The sequence below is a fragment of the Ruegeria sp. BE3 genome (assembly GCF_056538865.1).
In genome coordinates this window covers 69133-83628 of sequence record NZ_JBQFTW010000008.1, presented here as the reverse complement: position 1 = coordinate 83628, position 14496 = coordinate 69133, and the positions used below count along the sequence as shown (strand labels likewise).

Genomic DNA, 14496 nt, shown 5'->3' with positions numbered 1-14496 from the left:
GATGACAAAGCTGTTCGCGATCTGCGCTGCGCTGGTTCTGATGTCGGGGACGGCTTTGGCCGAAACCCTGCCGACCATTCGCGCCGCCGTCCTGAAGATCGGCACCGTGAATTGGGAGCTTGAGACCATCCGGCAAAATGGTCTGGACAGGAAGCACGGTTTCGTTCTCGACGTGCAGCCCTTTGCCGATAATGGTGCGACCCGTATCGCTGTGGAAGGAGACGAGGCCGATCTGGCAGTGGCAGATTGGATCTGGGTGGCTCGGCAACGGGCCGCTGGCAAGGATTATGTGTTCATCCCCTATTCCAAAGCCGTCGGCGGTGTGGTCGTGCCAGCCGACAGCCCGGCGCGAACTCTCAAGGACCTGTCCGGGGGCAAGATCGGAATTGCCGGTGGGCCGCTGGACAAATCCTGGCTGATCCTGCGCGCTTATGCGGCGCAGGAATACGGCATGGATCTGAAGGCCGACACCGAACAGGTCTTTGGTGCGCCGCCGCTGATCTTCAAATCCGCACTTGGCGACGACTATGCCGGAGCGATCAACTTCTGGCATTTCCTGGCCAAGATGAAAGCGTCTGGCATGCGGGAATTGATTTCCGTTGAAGACGCGGGTCAGGCGCTTGGTCTGGATACCGATACGCCTTTGCTGGGGTACTATCTGAAAGAAAGCTTCCTGGCAGATCATCCCGATCTGGCGCAAAGCCTGTTCTCGGCCAGCCGCGAGGCCAAGGATTTGCTCGCAACCTCTTCTGACGCGTGGGAGGCGATCAGGCCGCGTATGAACGCGAAATCGGATGCGCAATTCGAACAGCTCAGAACCGATTGGATAGCGGGCATTCCGAACCGGGACCCGGTGGACACTGAAGCGGCCAACAGGATGCTGGCGTTGATGGCCGAACTGGGCGGTGCTGAACTGGTGGGTGACGCCACAGCGGTACCGCAGGGCCTGTTTGCGGACGTGGACTAGCCGTCAATGCCGGACCCGCGCCTCGCACCGCTGCTGTCTATCGGGTGTCTGGTGCTGCTCTGGGTAGCCGCCGCCTTTCTGACCGCGGAACCGCAAATACTGCCACAACCCTGGGATCTGATCCCCCGGGTCCAACAGGAACTTGCCACCGGAGAGTTGCAGCGCAGTATCGGGGCGACCCTGCTGCGCGTGATCTGGGCCTTTGCGCTGGCCATGGTTTTGGGCGGTCTCATCGGCGTTTCCATGGGCCGGTCGCCCGCCGTCAACCGCTGGCTGGATCCATGGCTGGTGATTTTTCTGAACCTGCCTGCACTGGTTCTGATCGTGCTGTGTTACCTGTGGATCGGGCTGACCGAGGCCGCTGCGATCACGGCAGTGACGCTGAACAAAGTTCCCAATGTCGCAACCATCCTGCGCGAAGGGGGCCGGGCGCTGAACCCGGACCTCGACGCGATGGCGCAGGTCTACCGGGTGCCAAGGTGGACACGTCTGCGGCACGTGATCCTGCCGCAGCTTGCGCCCTTCATCGCCGCCGCCGCCCGGTCGGGCCTGTCGCTGATCTGGAAAATCGTGCTGGTGGTCGAGTTTCTGGGGCGCTCGTCCGGCGTCGGGTTCCAGATACATCTCTATTTTCAACTCTTCGATGTCGCGATGGTGTTGGTCTACGCGTTTTCCTTCATTGCGGTGATGTTGCTTGTGGAATGGCTGATCCTTCAACCATGGGAGCGCAGCGCCCGCAGGTGGAGAGCTGCATGATCCGCATCGACATCCGGCAGAAACGGTTTGGCGCAGACCCGGTTTTGGGACCCATAACGTTCGAGATCAACGCAGGTGAAACGGTCGCCCTCATCGGTCCGTCGGGCATTGGCAAGACGACGTTGCTGCGCCTAGTGGCCGGTATTGATCCGGATTTTGACGGGCGGATTGAACGCCCTGAGCAAACCGCAATCGTGTTTCAGGAACCCACCTTGCTGCCATGGCGCAGCGCATTGGACAATCTGAGAATCATCCATCCCGGCCTGTCCCGAACCGAGGCCGAGGCCGCGCTCGGTTCGGTTGCGTTGAGCGAAAAGGGTGACCTGTTTCCGGGTCAACTGTCGCTGGGACAGCAGCGGCGCCTGTCGCTAGCGCGGGCCTTTGTCGGCCAGCCGGAACTGTTGATCATGGATGAACCCTTTGTTTCGCTGGATGCCGAAACAGCCGACGCGATGCTGACGCTGACCGAACAACTGATGGCGCGGCACCGCCCGGCGACGCTGTTCGTCACCCATTCGGGGGCCGAGGCGGAACGGCTTGCAGATCGGGTCCTTAAGTTGAAAGCCACCCCACAAGGTGCAGTTTTGGCCTAGCGGGTCATTCAGTTGTTTTGGCCACCTCACCGGGTGCCACGCGATAGACGAACGGCGCGTCAATGCTGGCCGCGTGCTGGTTGGCCTGATCCTGCAATGCCCGGTGATGCGGAGATTTGACACAGACCGGGTCGGTTGTGCTGGCATCTCCGACCAGCGCCATGGCCTGACAGCGGCACCCCCCGAAGTCGATCGTCTTGCGATCGCAGCTTTGGCAGGGTTCCGGCATCCAGTCGGTGCCCCGATAGGCGTTGAACGCAGCGCTGTGATACCAGATGTCCGACAGCGGCTTATCCTGCACCCGGTCAAAAGACAGATGCGGGATGGATTGGGCCGCGTGGCAGGGCAGCACCTGCCCATCGGGTGTTACGTTCAGGCCGCTTGTTCCCCAGCCTCCCATGCAGCGTTTCGGGAAGTTCTCGTGATAGTCTGCGGGCACATAGTCGATCACAAGCGCCCCCTTCAGGGCATGTCTCGCCTCATCAACCTGCTGCGTGACCAACTGCGCCTGCTCCCGTGTCGGCATCAGCGCATCCCGGTTCTTCAGCGCCCAGCCGTGAAACTGAACCGTTGCAACTTCGATCCTGCGTGCGCCCATCTCCTGCGCCATCTCAAGCGCTCGGGGCAATTGGTGGGCGTTGTGGCGATGCAGGACAAAGTTCAATGTCAGGGGGAACCCTATGCTCCTGATCCATTCGACAGCTTTCATCTTGCGGTCGAACCCGCCACGATAGCCGCCCACGTTGTCCGCCATTGCCACATCGGTGCCTTGCAGAGACAGTTGGATATGGTCCAGCCCGGCGCGATCCAATTCGTTCAAGCGGCGTTCTGTCAGCCCGATGGCCGAGGTGATCAGGTTGGTGTAAAGCCCGGCGTCCCGTGCCGCAGTCACCAGTTCCACCAGATCGCGGCGCGACGCCGGTTCGCCGCCGGACAGGTGCAATTGCAACACCCCTAACGCGGCGGCTTCCTGAAACACGCGCGCCCAGGTGTCCGTGTCCATCTCGCTGTCCTGTTTGGCCATTTCGACGGGGTTCGAGCAATAGGGGCAGGACAGGGGACAGCGATGGGTCAGCTCGGCGAGCATGGCGATAGGGGGTGCGGTTTTGACCATTACCATACGTCCAGAAAACGCCGGGCGCGCAGGGCATCAAGAAAGCCCGAACTGTCCTCGGCGATCTGATCTACCGGGGCATTGTATTTTTCGGACAACGCAGTCGTGATCTGTTCGAAACTTCTCTGGCCATCCACCTCGTTCAGAATGGCATGTCCGATCTGATCCAGCGTCACGGCCCGTTCCGGGGCCAACAGCACCCAGTTATCCCGCACCTTGTCAAAATGCAGGCGTACGCCTCGGGGCAGGGTGGGGATGTCTGCGGCCTGCATCACGACGCCTGCCGCATCAGCAGCCCGGTGCCGGGCTGCCACGCACCGGGGGGGATACGTGCGGGTTCCACATACGCCCCCCAAAGAGCATCCAGTTGCGACCACAGTATATCCGTCTTGAAGATCAGCGCCTTGGCCGCCGCGTCCTGTTTTTCGGCCGTATCCGCGTTATCCAGAACCCAGGCCAGGCCAAATGCCACATCCTTGGGCGCTTCCTTCAGACGGTTCCTGAAATAGGACAGGGAACTGTCATCGGCAAAATCGTAGTGCTGCAGCAGACCTTCAATTCTGTTGGCGTGGATCTTGGGGGCAAACAGTTCGGTTAACGAGGCGGCAACGGCCTCGAGCAGAGTTTTCTCGCGGACATAGCGAACATAGGCATCCACGGCGAATTTCGTCGCAGGCAAGACACCCTCGCACGAGGCGACATAGTCGGGATCAAGACCCACGGCTTCGGCCAGACGCAACCAGCGCCTGATGCCGCCTTCGTTTTCTTCGGTGCCGTCATGATCCTCGATTCGGGACCGCCAGGCGCGCCGCAGTTTCGGGTCCTCGACGCGGGACATGAAAGCGGCATCCTTCATCGGGATCGAATGCTGATAGTAGTACCGGTTGATAACCCAGGCGCGCACCTCGTCCGGCGTGCAGTGCCCGCCGTGCAGACGGTCATGAAAGGGGTGCAGATCATGGTAGCGTTCCGCGCCGATCTGGCGCAGGCGGGCTTCGAAGTCTTCGCGGCTTTGGGTCATAGTGCGATCTCCATCCCGTCCTGTCCAATTGTCCAGCCTGCGGCCTCGGCCGCCGCTTTTTCCGCGCTGTCGGGGCGCAGAACGGGGTTGGTGTTGTTCATATGGACGAAAATTTTCCGCCCGATCTTCATATCGGCAAAGCCGGCAATGGACCCGTCGCTGCCATCCATCGACATGTGGCCCATACGTTTGCCGGTTTTCTGACCCAGACCCGCGCGCACCATTTCATCATCCTGCCAGAGGGTTCCGTCAAAAAACAGTAAATCCGCACCCTCAAGCGTGGCCCGCAGGTCCGGCGTCAATGCGGCACAGCCCGGAATGTAATAGGCGGTTTTGCCGCCCGCTTTCAGGGCTACGCCCACGGTTTGTTCGCCCACCAGATCGGTTTGCACATGCTCGCCTTCCAGGTACAAGGGCACCTTGCCGGGAACGGGGAACAGTGTGGCCTGCAGGCCAGCCACCATCTCGAATGGCTGGTTCAGAGAGATCGAAGTACGGTCCACGAGCGACGCGTTCAGCGCGTCGAAAATCGGGTTCTGCGCGATCACGTCCTGAATGCTCTGCGTCGCGAACAGATTGAAGGGCTGCATCTCGCGAAGTGTCAGCAGCCCGGCGACATGATCGATATCGCCGTTTGTGACCAGAACCGAATGAACGGGCAGCTCACGCAACCCTGTGGGAAAAAGAGGTTTCGTGTTGCTCAGTTGGAGTCTTATGTCCGGTGACGCGTTCAAGACGGCCCAGTTCTGACCGTCAGGAGACACAGCAAGCGACGACTGTGTTTGAGCAGGTATTTTTCCGGCTCTGGCGAGAACGCAGTTCTTACATCCACAATTCCATTGCGGCAGGCCGCCGCCAGCAGCGGCCCCAAGTATTATCGCGCGCAACGTCATCTAGTGTTGGCGCCGGGCCTGCAATCAGATTAGGCCGCCGCCGCGCTCATCGTCATGATCCGGGCCGTACATGTTGATTTCCATGCCGCACTCGATCTCGCGGATAATCGGTTTACTCCATGCCATGACGGGCTCCTCCTCTTGGAATGTCCTTTCAAGCAATCTGGCAGGTAATGGGGGGCAGAGCGAATCTTAATTTGTAAGAACAGGGTAGACTTTGATAGGTATTCACCTGTCGTCGGGCAGCGGCGCGCGACCCTGCAGGCAGAAGCCCTGATTGCGTAGTGTTTTGATTTCAAAACCGAAATCATCCGCACCAAGCTTTTTGCGCAGATATCCAATATAGACATCGACCACGTTTTCGTTACTGGACCCTTCCTGCGACCAGAGCGTGTCAAACAGCTCTCCCCGCGAGATGGGCGATCCCGCCTTGCTGTTGAGCAGGGCCAGCAGATCGAACTCGCGTTCCGTCAGGGCAACAGATGTGTCGCGGATGGTTATGGTCCTGTTCTGCGGCGATATCCGGGCCGGGTCGGGGTGTTGGGACTGCGCGCGATGTTCCTGCACCTGCAACCGCGCGACAAGCTCGCCGAAGCTGAACGGTTTGACAACATAGTCGTCCGCTCCGGCGTCAAGACCGGCGGCCCGGTGGTCGACATCGGACAGGGCCGACAGCATCAGAATAGGGATCGAGACCCCGATCTCGCGCGCGGACCTGACCAGTTCGATCCCGCTATCCTCGCCCAGCATGACATCGACAATCGCGCCAGAGTAAGCGCCGCTCTGCAATCGCTCCAACCCCTTGTCGGCGCGGTTTTCGAACTCGGCATCATAGCCGTGCAGCGACAGGCCCCGCACAAGGGCCGAGGCGATCTTGGGGTCGTCATCTATGATTAGTAGTTTGGACGCCATGCGGATATCCTATGCCTTTGCCCGGGGTAATCGAATGCAGACATTTGTACCGGGCGCGGAACCCATCGCCTGATCTTTCGGCACCGGGCTGGTCAGCGTGATCGTCCCCTCATGGGCCTCGACAACCCAGGCCGCGAGGGCAAGACCGACGCCAAAGCCCTGCCGATTGGCCGCCCCCCCCTGAACGAACCTCTCAAAGACCCGGCCTTGTGCCGCCTGCGGGATGCCGGGGCCGTTATCCGTCAGCGAAATCTCGACCACTGTATCGGATTGCGTGGAGTGCACGGAAATCACCCTTCCGGTCCGGGCGTGACGGATGGCATTGCGGATCAGGTTCAACAGCACTTGCCGCATCCAGTTTGGATCGCAGTTCAACACGCAGACCGGGGTTTCACCGGCATCCAGCCGCATGTTGGCGCTGTCGATTTCCGGTTGAATGTCCTGAACAACCGTTTGCATCAATTCCGGCAGGGCAACCCTGCGCGGGTCCAGCGCCAGTTCGCCGCTTTCCGACCGCGCCACCCGCAGCAGGTCATCAATGCTCTGGTTCAGTTTCGCCGCACTGCTTTCAATGGTTGCCAAGGCACCTGGTGCGCTTTCAGCGTCCTGCTGGCCGATCTGGGATTCCATCATGATCACGGTCAGCGGCGTGCGCAATTCGTGACTGATATCGGCAAAAAACCGACGGCGATTTTCATCTATTCTGGACAGGGTCTTGTTGGCCGCGCTCAGTTCTTCGGTGCGCCTTTCAATGGTTTCGTTCAGGCGGTCCCATTCGGCCTCGATCTCGGTCTGGCGGTGTTTCAAGGCGGCGGCCATCCGGTTTGTCTCACCATAAAGCTGGCCGATCTCGTCGTTGCGAGTGTCCGGCAAGGCCACCGAAAACTCGGCCTTGCCGACCTGCTCGGCAGCCGCGCGCAGTCGGTCCAAACGGGTGAACTGGGGGCGGATCAGGCCAAAATAGAACCAGATCGTACTGAGGATGGCAAAACCGGCAAACCCAAGCGCAATCCATGTCAGGGTCAGGCGGGTTTGTTCGATACCGGCGAGGATAGTGTTGCGAAACAGGACCTCGGTGTTCACGGCCTGGCTGAGCAGCGGATCGAACCCCGAGGCGAAGGAGTCGATATAGGCCCGCAGATGCGCCTGATCCGCATTGGGGTCGCTCAGACCTTCGAGCGTGTTGCTCAGCAGCGCCTCCATCCGCGCCAGGCCTAGCGATTGTGTGCCATAGCGGGATTGTTCATCCAGCCCCAGTTTCTCGACCGCGGCCACCGCATCTTCGACATCCCCGCGTAGCTGTTCAAAGGTTGCGCCAATCTGGCCCCGGATCGGCTGCAGCCGTTCAAGCCGGATTTCGGCGGGCTGACCGGTCTGAACGGCCTCGGTCGCGATCACCAGAAATGTGGCCGCGCGGGTCGACAATGCCGCGTACCGCGCCATGCGGGTTTCCGAGGCCAGCGCAGTGTCCAGCCGATTGGCGACCGTTTGCATCCCCAGATACAGAACTGCCGCCGTCAGCAGGGTTCCCGATCCCAAAACCACGGCGCCAATCCCCAGACGGGTTTTCAGCAACAGGCTGCGATGGGTGGTTTTGGCCGGTCCCGTCATAACTTCCGCTTCATCAAGCCGCGTGCGGGGTCATATCCCCAGACAGCGATCAGGCACAGAATGGCGGTCGATGTCAGCACCCAAAGCAATGCGCCCCAGTTGATCTGCAGGTAAAGCAGAAACCGGATCAGCTCGACCACGTGGGTGAACGGATTCAGCGCGCAGATATCGCGCAAAAGCGGTGAGCTTTCGGCCATTTTCCAAATCGGATAAAGCGCGGAGGACAGAAAGAACATCGGGAAGATGACAAAATTCATTACGCCGGCAAAGTTCTCTAGCTGTTTGATGAAACTGGACAGCACCAGCCCCAGCGCGCCCAGCATGAGCCCGCCCAGTATGAGGCCGGGCAAGACCGCAATGTAACCGGGCAGGGGCAGGACGATACCGAAAAGCGCGGCCAGCGCCAGAAAGGTATAGACCTGTAGAATTGAGATTGCCGTTGATCCCAGCAGGCGGCAGAACAACAGCCACCAGCGCGGGAAAGAACTGGTCAGCAACAGGCGCATCGACCCCATCTCGCGGTCATAAACAAGGCTGAGCGAGCTTTGCATGCCGTTGAACAGCAGAACCATCGCACACAGGCCGGGGACGATATAGGTCTCGTAGGTGATGTAGGTCTGATAGGGCGGGATTATCGAAAGCCCCAGTGCGGCGCGGAAGCCTGCGGCAAAGATCAGCAGCCACACCATGGGCCGGACCAGCGCGGCCAGAAAGCGTTCGCGCTGATGGATGAAGCGCAGAAATTCGCGCCCGATGATCGCGCGCGCGACGCCCCAGAACCCGCTCATGCCGGAACCTCGGTCTGCGACAGGAACCAGTCGGACAGGGTCGCTTGTCCGCGCAGGTTGCCCGTTTGCCCTGCGGCCAGAATGCGGCCGCGATGCAAGACCAGCAATTGGTCGTCGTCGCGTACCTCATCGGTCAGGTGGGTCGCCCAAAGAACACACAGACCCTGCGCCGCCAGATCGTGAACCTGATCGGTAATGGATTGCCGGGCCGCTGCGTCCAGGCCGACCGTTGGTTCATCCAGCAACAAGACGTCGGGATCATGCAGCAGGGCACGGGCCAGTTCCATCCGGCGGCGATGCCCGCCATTCAGGGCCCGGACCTTTTCATCGGCCCGCTCGCGCATGTTCAGACGGTCCAGCGCGGCGTCGATGCGTGCAGGCACCTCGGCTCGGGGCAATCCGTGAAGTGCCGCAAAATAGCTCATGTTCTGGCGCACCGTCAGGCTGAGGTCGAGGGTCGGTTGTTGAAACACCACACCCAGCCGCGCCAAAGCCTTGCGCGGCGCCCGGCGCAGGTTGTGGCCCGCTACGCTGATCTCGCCCTGAGGGGCGACCAGCAGGCGGGTCAGCAGCGAGACCAGCGTCGATTTTCCGGCCCCGTTCGGACCCAGAAGCGCGCAAAAAGTACCGGGCATCACATCAAAGGAGACTGCGTCCAGCGCAGTCTTTGCGCCGTAAAGAAAGCTCAGATCGTGGACGGCGAGGCCGGGGCTGGCCCCCTCTGGTGACTTTGCATGCGGCATCTAACCCTCGGTCCTGACTTTGTAATCTGAACAGCAGCTTGCATGTTCGCCGCGGTTTTCTCAACTGCACATGCGGGGGCAGAACCACGACTTAAGTATGCGAAGGCTCACGAACTTGTTATGTAGGGGCAGAGCGGCGTCAGGGCTAATATCTCTGACGTATCAGACAGAAAGGCCCGCCATGACCCTGACCCGGCGCGACGCGATGCAGGTAAGCCTTTGGGCTTTGCTGTGCCTTGCTGAACCGGTCAGGGCGCAACAGATGGTCGCTGTGCCGGCTTCTGCAACGCTGGAGGACCTTATCGCAGCTTTTGCAGGCGACGGGCCGATTGAGGACAACGGCGTGGTCCTGACCTTGCCCGCTGTCGCCGAAGACGGCTATCGGGTTTCCGTTTCCATCGACGCGCTCGGCGCGCAGGATGTTCTGCTGGTTGCACCCGGCAACCCGGTTCTGCCGGTGCTCAAGGCCACGTTCGGCCCTCTGGCGGGGTCCCAGACGATTTCAACCCGGATGCGTCTGGCCCAGACACAGGACGTTCTGGCCCTTGCGCGTATGCCGGATGGCGATGTGCACCGTGGCCATCAACCGGTCTCGGTCGTCGTTGGCGGTTGCGCCTGAGCGCGGGAGGGGACCATGGCGTCAGGTGTCAAAACCCGCATAAAACTGCCCAAAGCGGCCCGGGCGGGCGAGGTAATTACGATCAAGACACTGATCACCCACCGTATGGAATCCGGCCAACGTGTCGACCCGGATGGCGACCCCATTCCGCGTTCGATCATTCATCGGTTCCTGTGCACGTTCGAAGGCGAAACCGTTATCGACCTTGAGATCGGGCCCGGCATTTCGACAAACCCGTTCTTCGAGTTTCAGGCCCTAGTTCCCGGCCCGGGTGTGTTTACCTTCGCTTGGTATGACGACGATGGCGCGATCTACACCGACAACCGCGCAATCACGGTGGTTTAGAAATGCCGACGAAAGTGTCGGTTCTGATAAAGGCCTGAATTTGCAAGCGTTGGGTGTTGCTGGGGTTTTGGGATGGAGATGAAATACCTCAACCTGCTTATCTGCGGATCTGTTCTGCATTTGCCCGGTCTTGCTGTATTGGCCGAGGGCACAGTCGCGGCGGGGGAGGCCGATCTGGAATTGGGCGCGTATCTGTCGGCGGAATGCGTGACCTGCCATCAGAACACCGGGCAAACCGATGGAATTCCGAAGATTTCGGGGATGAACCCGAAGGACTTCGTGGCGGCCATGCTGGCCTACAAACAGGACGAACGCGAGCATCCCATCATGCAGATGATGGCCGGGCGGCTGAGCAACGACGAAATAGCGGCGCTGGCCGCGTATTTTGGAGCGATTGATTAACGACGCAGAGTGGGAGGGAGACCAATGACATTGGATCGGCGTAAATTTCTGGGCACTGGTGTCGCCGCCACGGGCGTATTGTCGGCCCCTGCCGTGCTGTCAGAGGGCAGCGGAAAGCCCCGCGTGGTTGTGATCGGCGGCGGGGCCGGCGGTGCAACTGCGGCGCGCTATATCGCCAAAGACAGCGAAGGTGCGATTTCGGTCACGCTGATCGAGCCTTCGAAGGTCTATTTCAGCTGTTTCTTTTCCAACCTTTATATCGGCGGCCTGAACGCGATCGACGATATCGGTCACACCTACGGGGCGCTTGCCGCCAATTACGGGATCAACGTGATCCATGACTGGGCCATCGGTGTGGATCGCGCCGAAAAAACAGTGGCGCTGGCCGGGCGCGCGGTTCTTCCCTACGACAAGCTGATCATCGCTCCGGGCATTGATTTTGTTGAAGGCGCAGTGGAAGGATGGGATGTTTCTGCGCAGAACAGGATGCCTCATGCTTATAAGGCGGGATCGCAGTCCGAGCTTTTGCGCGCGCAGATTGAAAACATGCCCCAAGGCGGCATTTACGCAATGGTCGCGCCGCCCAATCCCTACCGTTGTCCGCCCGGACCGTATGAGCGTATTTCGATGGTGGCCCATGTGCTGAAAACCATCAACCCCAGCGCCAAGATCGTTATTGCGGACCCAAAACCGAAATTCTCGAAAATGGCGTTGTTCGAAGAGGGCTGGGCCACGCATTATCCGGGCATGATCGACTGGATCGGAGAAGATTTCGGCGGCGGTAATGTCTCGGTCGATCCGGACCAGATGACACTGACGATTGATGGCGAAGAAATTGCCGTGAACGTCTGCAACGTCATCCCCGCGATGAAAGCAGGGCATATCGCCGAACTCGCAGGCGTGACCGAGGGCAGATGGGCCCCGGTGAACGCGGCTGATATGTCATCAAAGCTTGATCCGGATGTTTATGTTCTGGGCGATGCCAGCCAACAGGGCGACATGCCGAAATCCGGGTTTTCGGCAAATTCGCAGGCGAAGGTGTGCGCCAATGCGGCCCGCGGGGCTTTGACCGGCTCACGGGTTTTTCCGCCCCGCTACGCCAACACATGCTGGTCGCTGATCGCGGTCAATGACGGGGTCAAGGTAGGGGCGACCTATGAAGCGACCGAAGAGAAAATAGCACGCGTCGATGGCTTCATCAGTCAAACCGGAGAATCTGCCGAAACACGTCAGTTAACGTACGAGGAATCGGTTAACTGGTATGCTGCGATCTCAGAGGACATGTTTCACTAGCTGGCTTTGTCGCAGAATTTCGACCCCTTTCAATCGTGTAGGGATGCGATATTGGGGCGCAATCACAGGGCGGGGGTCTGGCGGAAGCGGTCCCCTTTCTGAATGACTTCGATCTTGTAGCCATCGGGATCGGTGGCGAAGAAGAACCGGGCGACAAGCGCTCCTCCGGGGGCGAAGTCGACAAGGTCGCAGACGTAATGTTCCTTTGATGGGTTCTGTCGCAAGGTTCTCGTGCAATATTTTGCGAAAATGAACTGTTTACACGATTGCTGTGGAGCTAAGCGGCCAGTTCTGCCAATTGGCGAAACGGACAGACTCCGGGCATGAACTGACGGCTCTGTTGCAAACTTTTGACTGTTGACGCCCATAAGTGCGTCGAGTGAATGGAAATCGAAATAATGAAGTCGAAAGTTTGTTTTTATGATCTCTTTCAAAGGCGCGCGGTATCCGAAAGATGTAATCCTCTTCGCTGTGTTCTTCTATGTCCGATACGGTGTGTCATATCGCGATCTAGAAGAGATCATGCATGAGCGAGGCGTTGCAGTGGATCACACGACGCTGAATCGCTGGGTGACGCGGTATGCAGGCGCAATCGCTGAAGCGGCGCGTCGTCGAAAGGGACCGTGCGACCGCTCCTGGAGAATGGACGAGACTTTCATCAAGGTGAAAGGCAATTGGGTCTATCTCTATCGGGCCGTCGACAAGCAAGGCAAGACGCTTGATTTTATGCTTTCCCAGCGTCGAAACAAACCCGCGGCCACCATGTTCTTCGCCCGAATGCTGGAGGTCAACGGCCTTCCGAAAAAGATTGTCATCGACAAAAGTGGAGCTAACACCGCTGGCCTCAAAGCCATCAACAAGATGCTGAAAGGTTTTGGTTGCCCGGTCCCAATTGAAATGGTCAGGCGGAAATACTTGAACAACATCGTGGAACAGGACCATCGTTTCATCAAAAGACGAACCCGCCCGATGCTCGGCTTCAAGTCTTTTGCTTCGGCATCAGCGACTCTGGCGGGCATCGAGGTTGCGCACATGATCCGTAAAGGTCAGTTCACGCCCGGACTCCGTCCGTTTCGTCAATTCGCAGAACTGGCTGCCTAACTTTGGTATAATCGCCAAGACAATTTGGCGCGTTCAGAACTTTGCAACAGAGCCCCAATCAGGGCTGTCGCAATTGCGATCCAGATCAAAACAGCTGGGTCGAACAGAGTATAGGGCTCGAAAGTTGCGACCTGAGGGCTATTGGGATCAACAAACCATCGGACATGCGCTTGTGCCGCCATCGGGGCCATCAGCAGGCCCAATAACCCAACAAAGCCAAATGTTGGGAAATTTGGTTTCTTCCGGTCAGGACAGGTCGGACACTGGTGGGCGGGCCGCTGGATCGTGGCAAAAAGACGATGTTGAACACTTGGCATTTCGCGATCCTTTCGTTTCCCAGGAAAGCAGTTGATTTCGATTGGCTTAACTCGGCGCGGCAGGCCGAATGTCCCGTCTCATATACCCGAACCATCGGGTGAAGTCCGACTGGAGGATGACTGTAGCTGCGATCGCCATCAATATACCAGGCCAGGTTGCCAGGGGTGGCAGGGTATTTCCCGCAAACAATCCGATCACAAGCACCAAAGTCGGATTGAGGAATGTGTAGGACATCACACGGGTTGGGCCGATTTGCGTTGTGCTCCACTGAAATAGGAAAAAAGTTACAATAGTGGTAAAGACGGACAAATAGGTGATACCTGCCAGTGTGCCGATCGGTATCTCTGCCCAGGACACACTGCCAAGACTGGGCAATGACACTAACAAAAGCCAGATCGATCCAGTGGCCAATATCCAGAAGGTCATCCGGGCCATAGGCTCGCCATTGTGCAGGACTTTGACTAGTGTGGTATATCCAGCGAGCGCAATTGTGCCTGCAAGAAACAGGAGATCTCCCGCTCCGGTTTCAAGTGCCATAAATGCGGAGAGATCACCCCGGAAAATCACCCAAATTGCGCCAATCGCGCCGAGGGGAAGCGCAATTCGTGCGCTTCGTGTTATCCGTTCTCGCAACAGGATCGTTGTGATGCCTGCGGTAATGACGGGACTTATCGAAAAGATTGCCGCCGTGTTCAGCGGTGTAGTCATTTTCAGAGATGCAAACATGCACCAAAAGAACGTGACCAGCAGAAGGCTGAGCAGACTGTAGCGCAATAGGTCGCGCAGGCTGGGACGGACGATGCCGAAGCGCCACGCCACCAGCGGAGCGAATAGCAGTGTCGCAAGGGCGAACCGCACAAAGGTCAGCACAACACTATCCAGACTGTCTGTGATGGCGGAAACTACCGGAAACGACGTGGCCACCAAGAACGTCGCTACCAGCATCAAGCCGTGGACATGCAGATCAGCTCTGACTACCGTTGGTTTAACTAATGCGTTTGGGTCGAATGACATAGCAAC

Annotated in this window: 19 protein-coding genes; 8 read left to right on the top strand and 11 right to left on the bottom strand. The window is 58.9% G+C overall.

All coding sequences use genetic code 11. From position 1 onward, the window contains the following. Position 1: 1 nt before the first annotated feature. Genes ACR0AZ_RS16775 through ACR0AZ_RS16765 form a run of 3 tightly spaced genes read left to right on the top strand, consistent with a single transcriptional unit; the run spans position 2 to position 2316 of the window. Positions 2-967, top strand: a complete 966-nt coding sequence (locus tag ACR0AZ_RS16775) for an ABC transporter substrate-binding protein (protein ID WP_480667911.1) — start codon at positions 2-4, stop codon at positions 965-967. A 6-nt stretch (positions 968-973) separates the two neighbouring features. Next, positions 974-1723, top strand: a complete 750-nt coding sequence (locus ACR0AZ_RS16770) for an ABC transporter permease (protein ID WP_480667910.1) — start codon at positions 974-976, stop codon at positions 1721-1723. After that, positions 1720-2316 carry an ABC transporter ATP-binding protein gene (locus tag ACR0AZ_RS16765; RefSeq protein ID WP_480473027.1) on the top strand — a complete coding sequence of 199 codons (597 nt, stop codon included), beginning with the start codon at positions 1720-1722 and terminating at the stop codon, positions 2314-2316. Before ACR0AZ_RS16770 ends, ACR0AZ_RS16765 begins: the two co-directional genes overlap by 4 nt. 4 nt (positions 2317-2320) lie before the next feature. Here ACR0AZ_RS16765 and pqqE read toward each other — a convergent pair whose 3' ends face one another. The 9 genes from pqqE to ACR0AZ_RS16720 all read right to left on the bottom strand — a co-directional run bounded on the left by pqqE (position 2321) and on the right by ACR0AZ_RS16720 (position 9398). Next, positions 2321-3430 (bottom strand): pyrroloquinoline quinone biosynthesis protein PqqE, encoded by a 1110-nt coding sequence (pqqE, locus tag ACR0AZ_RS16760; protein WP_480667909.1) that lies wholly within the window; start codon positions 3428-3430, stop codon positions 2321-2323. After that, positions 3430-3702, bottom strand: coding sequence for a pyrroloquinoline quinone biosynthesis peptide chaperone PqqD (gene pqqD, locus ACR0AZ_RS16755; protein WP_480473031.1), 273 nt, complete (start codon positions 3700-3702; stop codon positions 3430-3432). The genes pqqE and pqqD overlap by 1 nt, the downstream gene beginning before the upstream one ends. Then, positions 3702-4451: a pyrroloquinoline-quinone synthase PqqC gene (pqqC, locus tag ACR0AZ_RS16750; protein WP_480473033.1), complete on the bottom strand. Its 750-nt coding sequence runs from the start codon at positions 4449-4451 to the stop codon at positions 3702-3704. The genes pqqD and pqqC overlap by 1 nt, the downstream gene beginning before the upstream one ends. Continuing rightward, positions 4448-5344, bottom strand: coding sequence for a pyrroloquinoline quinone biosynthesis protein PqqB (gene pqqB / locus ACR0AZ_RS16745; protein ID WP_480473035.1), 897 nt, complete (start codon positions 5342-5344; stop codon positions 4448-4450). Before pqqB ends, pqqC begins: the two co-directional genes overlap by 4 nt. A gap of 24 nt (positions 5345-5368) precedes the next feature. Continuing rightward, positions 5369-5470: a pyrroloquinoline quinone precursor peptide PqqA gene (pqqA, locus tag ACR0AZ_RS16740; protein WP_480473037.1), complete on the bottom strand. Its 102-nt coding sequence runs from the start codon at positions 5468-5470 to the stop codon at positions 5369-5371. Between the two features lie 102 nt (positions 5471-5572). Further along, positions 5573-6256, bottom strand: a complete 684-nt coding sequence (locus tag ACR0AZ_RS16735) for a response regulator transcription factor (RefSeq protein WP_480473039.1) — start codon at positions 6254-6256, stop codon at positions 5573-5575. 9 nt (positions 6257-6265) lie between these two features. Then, positions 6266-7867 (bottom strand): sensor histidine kinase, encoded by a 1602-nt coding sequence (locus ACR0AZ_RS16730; RefSeq protein WP_480667908.1) that lies wholly within the window; start codon positions 7865-7867, stop codon positions 6266-6268. Then, positions 7864-8655 (bottom strand): ABC transporter permease, encoded by a 792-nt coding sequence (locus ACR0AZ_RS16725; protein ID WP_480667907.1) that lies wholly within the window; start codon positions 8653-8655, stop codon positions 7864-7866. The genes ACR0AZ_RS16730 and ACR0AZ_RS16725 overlap by 4 nt, the downstream gene beginning before the upstream one ends. Further along, the gene (locus ACR0AZ_RS16720; RefSeq protein ID WP_480473045.1) at positions 8652-9398 is read right to left on the bottom strand and encodes an ABC transporter ATP-binding protein; all 747 of its coding nucleotides are present in this window, start codon (positions 9396-9398) and stop codon (positions 8652-8654) included. The genes ACR0AZ_RS16725 and ACR0AZ_RS16720 overlap by 4 nt, the downstream gene beginning before the upstream one ends. A 181-nt stretch (positions 9399-9579) precedes the next feature. Here ACR0AZ_RS16720 and ACR0AZ_RS16715 point away from each other — a divergent pair, with 181 nt between their 5' ends. The 4 genes from ACR0AZ_RS16715 to ACR0AZ_RS16700 all read left to right on the top strand — a co-directional run bounded on the left by ACR0AZ_RS16715 (position 9580) and on the right by ACR0AZ_RS16700 (position 12057). Further along, positions 9580-10017, top strand: a complete 438-nt coding sequence (locus ACR0AZ_RS16715; RefSeq protein WP_480473047.1) for a thiosulfate oxidation carrier protein SoxY — start codon at positions 9580-9582, stop codon at positions 10015-10017. A 15-nt stretch (positions 10018-10032) separates the two neighbouring features. Further along, complete coding sequence (gene soxZ / locus ACR0AZ_RS16710; protein WP_480473049.1) at positions 10033-10362, top strand: thiosulfate oxidation carrier complex protein SoxZ; 330 nt, start codon at positions 10033-10035, stop codon at positions 10360-10362. Between the two features lie 78 nt (positions 10363-10440). Then, on the top strand, positions 10441-10764 hold the full coding sequence (locus ACR0AZ_RS16705; protein WP_480473051.1) for a c-type cytochrome: 324 nt from the start codon (positions 10441-10443) through the stop codon (positions 10762-10764). Positions 10765-10788: 24 nt separating this feature from the next. Continuing rightward, positions 10789-12057: an FCSD flavin-binding domain-containing protein gene (locus ACR0AZ_RS16700; protein ID WP_480473053.1), complete on the top strand. Its 1269-nt coding sequence runs from the start codon at positions 10789-10791 to the stop codon at positions 12055-12057. A gap of 62 nt (positions 12058-12119) precedes the next feature. Here the strand turns inward: ACR0AZ_RS16700 and ACR0AZ_RS16695 are convergent, their stop codons facing one another. Then, a complete protein-coding gene (locus ACR0AZ_RS16695; protein WP_480473349.1) occupies positions 12120-12281 on the bottom strand; it encodes a hypothetical protein in 162 nt (53 codons plus the stop codon). A gap of 196 nt (positions 12282-12477) precedes the next feature. Here ACR0AZ_RS16695 and ACR0AZ_RS16690 point away from each other — a divergent pair, with 196 nt between their 5' ends. Continuing rightward, a complete protein-coding gene (locus ACR0AZ_RS16690; RefSeq protein ID WP_480667906.1) occupies positions 12478-13158 on the top strand; it encodes an IS6 family transposase in 681 nt (226 codons plus the stop codon). A gap of 363 nt (positions 13159-13521) precedes the next feature. Here ACR0AZ_RS16690 and ACR0AZ_RS16685 read toward each other — a convergent pair whose 3' ends face one another. Next, positions 13522-14490 carry a DMT family transporter gene (locus tag ACR0AZ_RS16685; RefSeq protein WP_480473055.1) on the bottom strand — a complete coding sequence of 323 codons (969 nt, stop codon included), beginning with the start codon at positions 14488-14490 and terminating at the stop codon, positions 13522-13524. Positions 14491-14496: the final 6 nt, after the last annotated feature.

Bases quoted from the DNA above. Each gene is read 5' to 3' on its own strand.
- ACR0AZ_RS16775 (WP_480667911.1), top strand. From the start codon at position 2: ATGACAAAGCTGTTCGCGATCTGCGCTGCGCTGGTTCTGATGTCGGGG.
- ACR0AZ_RS16770 (WP_480667910.1), top strand. From the start codon at position 974: ATGCCGGACCCGCGCCTCGCACCGCTGCTGTCTATCGGGTGTCTGGTG.
- ACR0AZ_RS16765 (WP_480473027.1), top strand. From the start codon at position 1,720: ATGATCCGCATCGACATCCGGCAGAAACGGTTTGGCGCAGACCCGGTT.
- pqqE (WP_480667909.1), bottom strand. From the start codon at position 3,430: ATGGTCAAAACCGCACCCCCTATCGCCATGCTCGCCGAGCTGACCCAT.
- pqqD (WP_480473031.1), bottom strand. From the start codon at position 3,702: ATGCAGGCCGCAGACATCCCCACCCTGCCCCGAGGCGTACGCCTGCAT.
- pqqC (WP_480473033.1), bottom strand. From the start codon at position 4,451: ATGACCCAAAGCCGCGAAGACTTCGAAGCCCGCCTGCGCCAGATCGGC.
- pqqB (WP_480473035.1), bottom strand. From the start codon at position 5,344: ATGACGTTGCGCGCGATAATACTTGGGGCCGCTGCTGGCGGCGGCCTG.
- pqqA (WP_480473037.1), bottom strand. From the start codon at position 5,470: ATGGCATGGAGTAAACCGATTATCCGCGAGATCGAGTGCGGCATGGAA.
- ACR0AZ_RS16735 (WP_480473039.1), bottom strand. From the start codon at position 6,256: ATGGCGTCCAAACTACTAATCATAGATGACGACCCCAAGATCGCCTCG.
- ACR0AZ_RS16730 (WP_480667908.1), bottom strand. From the start codon at position 7,867: ATGACGGGACCGGCCAAAACCACCCATCGCAGCCTGTTGCTGAAAACC.
- ACR0AZ_RS16725 (WP_480667907.1), bottom strand. From the start codon at position 8,655: ATGAGCGGGTTCTGGGGCGTCGCGCGCGCGATCATCGGGCGCGAATTT.
- ACR0AZ_RS16720 (WP_480473045.1), bottom strand. From the start codon at position 9,398: ATGCCGCATGCAAAGTCACCAGAGGGGGCCAGCCCCGGCCTCGCCGTC.
- ACR0AZ_RS16715 (WP_480473047.1), top strand. From the start codon at position 9,580: ATGACCCTGACCCGGCGCGACGCGATGCAGGTAAGCCTTTGGGCTTTG.
- soxZ (WP_480473049.1), top strand. From the start codon at position 10,033: ATGGCGTCAGGTGTCAAAACCCGCATAAAACTGCCCAAAGCGGCCCGG.
- ACR0AZ_RS16705 (WP_480473051.1), top strand. From the start codon at position 10,441: ATGAAATACCTCAACCTGCTTATCTGCGGATCTGTTCTGCATTTGCCC.
- ACR0AZ_RS16700 (WP_480473053.1), top strand. From the start codon at position 10,789: ATGACATTGGATCGGCGTAAATTTCTGGGCACTGGTGTCGCCGCCACG.
- ACR0AZ_RS16690 (WP_480667906.1), top strand. From the start codon at position 12,478: ATGATCTCTTTCAAAGGCGCGCGGTATCCGAAAGATGTAATCCTCTTC.
- ACR0AZ_RS16685 (WP_480473055.1), bottom strand. From the start codon at position 14,490: ATGTCATTCGACCCAAACGCATTAGTTAAACCAACGGTAGTCAGAGCT.